Below are 2,872 nucleotides of genomic sequence, written 5' to 3'. Positions count from 1 at the left end.
ATAAGGGTGCCAATTCCACCAACAGCGGTGAAGTTTATTTTTACACAATCCGCGCCGAAGATAAGGATTACCGTAGTTTTGTTGGCGTAAATGAATCAACACATTTTCGTCACTGGAACCAGGACACACTTCAAAATTATGCTGGCCGCTATTTTAAAGATTTTTCACTAGAGTTTGGTGAACTTGACGATCTGTATCATGGTCGCGCCCAATTTAAGTTCATCCCCTTCAGTTACACCGCAAGCTCTCAGGTAAATAATTGCAGCATCTTTCGCTCTGCATGGGATTATCTATCATCGGTGGGCTGGTTCTGCGCGAAGCCGGGAAAACCCCTCTCGCCTGACGCAATCAAAACTTTCATCACCCACATCAGCTATAAGCAATTTTTGACGCCTAAAGATGAAGGCACGCTTCCCACCCCCTAATCTTGCCCTATGCAGAAAGCTCCGCATGATGTTTTCAGCCCGTCTCGTCGGCCTTGGCCTCGCCCTGCTCGCCGCACTTCCGGTTTCGGCTCAAACCTGGAAAGAGCCGAAAGATATTTCGCCCGCCGAATCGCCCCTCGATCTCAAGCTGGCGGGATGGGGCAAAAGCTCGTTCCAGCGCGCCGTTGAAATAATCGGCGAAACCAACGATATGCGGCGAGATGTCAGTATTAACATTGTCGTCGCAGCAGCGCAGAATTATATTGCGGTTGTGCATATGAATGAAGCGCATCACTTTGTTCACTGGGAACAGGATACGATTCAGAATATCTCGCAACAATTGTTCGCGAATAAGACGTTGGACTTCGGCAGCTATCAGGATGTAAGCCACGGTTCCGCTGATTTTCGCTGGATCCCCGTGAAAGTGACCGACAAAGGCGCGACGAACAACTGCGCCGTCTTCCGGGCCTATTGGGACCGCTACACGTCGCGGGGCTACCTTTGCACGCTGGGCGGCAAGCCGCTCCCAGAGACAGCCCCGGCTAATTTCATCACCCATATTGCGTATAAAACCGCCCTCGTCCCGAAGGACGAAGGCAGCTTGCCGACGCCGTAACGAAAACCGGCGCGGATTTAAGCAAGAAGGACGGGCGCGCGGGCGGGGTCGGGCACCAGCACGCGCCCCTCGAACAAACGGCGGGCGGTGCGCAGCAGCGACGCGCGCCGGATGTCCCCAGTCTCGCTGTCCTGTTCCAACTCCACGGCGATTTTGCCGGAAGGATGTTCGATAACGATTGTCCGCCGCCCCGCGCTATCGATCGGCGGGAGGCGGGCCAGGGCAAAAGCCTCGGTCCCCGGCGTGCAGCACGCGGTCGCAATGCCGATGGCCCCCGTAATAGCCAACGCGGTGTGACATGTTCTCGGCATGAAATAACGCGCGGTGATCGTGCCACCGCGCACCGGCGGGGCCAACAGCACTGGCTTCGGCACAACCCGGTCGCTCACATCGCCGAACCCCATCAGAGCCCCGGCTTTCCGGCGCAAAGCTTCGAGCCGCGTCAGAAAAGCGAGGTCCGCATCCAGATCGGCGGGGCGCTCCTGCCCCGTTTTGCCGAGGGCGGGGCCGGCGACCAACATCATCGGCACCGCCATGTCGATGCAGGTTACGGCAACGCCATCAATTCTGTCGCCCGCGTGCCCTGTCGGCAGCAGCTTACCCGTCTTCGCCCCTGCCGCGTCGAGAAAGGTTAACCGGATCGGGGCCGCTGTACCGGGAACACCGTCGATGCTCGCATCGCCATCATAGGTTACCCGCCCGTTGGGGGTTTCGACGGTCGCCTCAATCAGTTTCCCAGTATTTACGTTATGAATAACCACGCGGCTACGGGGAGACGTGGCCTGCACCAACCCAGCTTCGAGCGCGAACGGCCCCACCCCCGCGAGCATATTGCCGCAATTGGGGCTGGTATCGACCGTGCGGCGGCTTACGTCTACTTGGGCAAACAGATAATCCACATCGGCCCCCGCCTTCGTTGCCGGACCGCAAATCGCCACTTTACTGGTCAGGGGATTACCGCCGCCAATCCCATCGATTTGAAGCGGATGGCCGGAGCCCATCGCCGCAATCAGGATAGAATCGCGCGCCACGGGATCGCGAGGCAAATCCGACGCCAAGAAAAACGGCCCGCGCGACGTGCCGCCACGCATCAGCACACACGGAATTGACCCCATATCACCCTCATCAATCGAATGTCGCGGCGGCGCACGCCAAAGCTGTCGGTGCCGGTCTTGAGGCCAACTTGACGAAGCCGGTTAATTTTGTGAATTTCAATGAACTGAACGATTGATGCGCAATTAACATGAATGTCGATCTCGACGATTTACGCGCCTTTGTGGCGGTTGCCGAACTGCGCAGCTTTAATGCCGCCGCGCAGCTCATCCACCTCTCGCAACCGGCGCTCACCCGCCGAGTGCAAAAGCTTGAGGAAAATCTGGGCGTTAGCCTGCTAGAGCGCACAACGCGCCGGGTGGAGCTAACGACGGTGGGGCGCGATTTTTTGCCCAAGGCCCGGCGGCTGCTGGACGATCTCGATGCCTCGCTGCTGTCGGTGCGGGAAATCGCCGAACATCGGTCCGGTCTTGTGAATATCGCGTGCATCCCAACTGCGGCCTATTACTTCCTGCCCGATGTGATTGCCACCTACAGTAAAGCCTATCCCAATATCCGTATTCGCGTGGTCGATGAGGGGGCCAATGCGGTGCTGCAATCGGTTTTGAATGGCGAGGTGGAGTTGGGGATTACGCTCCTCGGCACACAAGAGTCGGAAATTACCTTCGATCCTCTGGTCGAAGAGCCTTTTGTTTTAGCCTGTAGGGGCGATCACGAGTTGGCCGCCCGCAAGGAAGTTTCCTGGCAGGAGTTGAAACCCTATCGTTTCATCACCGTT

At 57.6% G+C, this 2,872-nt stretch carries 4 protein-coding genes; 3 read left to right on the top strand and 1 reads right to left on the bottom strand.

What is annotated here, in order from left to right:
* A partial coding sequence (locus tag VZ95_RS25800) for a hypothetical protein (RefSeq protein ID WP_198148345.1) occupies positions 1 to 425 on the top strand: 425 nt, incomplete at its 5' end.
* A gap of 25 nt (positions 426 to 450) precedes the next feature.
* Positions 451 to 1,041: a hypothetical protein gene (locus tag VZ95_RS15945; protein ID WP_045776740.1), complete on the top strand. Its 591-nt coding sequence runs from the start codon at positions 451 to 453 to the stop codon at positions 1,039 to 1,041.
* A gap of 17 nt (positions 1,042 to 1,058) precedes the next feature.
* Here VZ95_RS15945 and VZ95_RS15940 read toward each other — a convergent pair whose 3' ends face one another.
* Entirely contained in the window at positions 1,059 to 2,156 is a 1,098-nt protein-coding gene (locus VZ95_RS15940) for a 4-oxalomesaconate tautomerase (protein WP_084627852.1), read from the bottom strand.
* A gap of 128 nt (positions 2,157 to 2,284) precedes the next feature.
* Between VZ95_RS15940 and VZ95_RS15935 the strand changes: the two genes are divergently transcribed.
* Positions 2,285 to 2,872: LysR family transcriptional regulator (locus VZ95_RS15935; protein ID WP_045776738.1), on the top strand; the 588-nt coding region annotated here is incomplete at its 3' end.

It is taken from the genome of Elstera litoralis (genome assembly GCF_000963705.1).
Classification (GTDB): Bacteria; Pseudomonadota; Alphaproteobacteria; order Elsterales; family Elsteraceae; genus Elstera; species Elstera litoralis.
The sequence above is the reverse complement of the archived record's forward strand: the minus strand, read 5'-3'. Positions and strand labels throughout refer to the sequence as shown.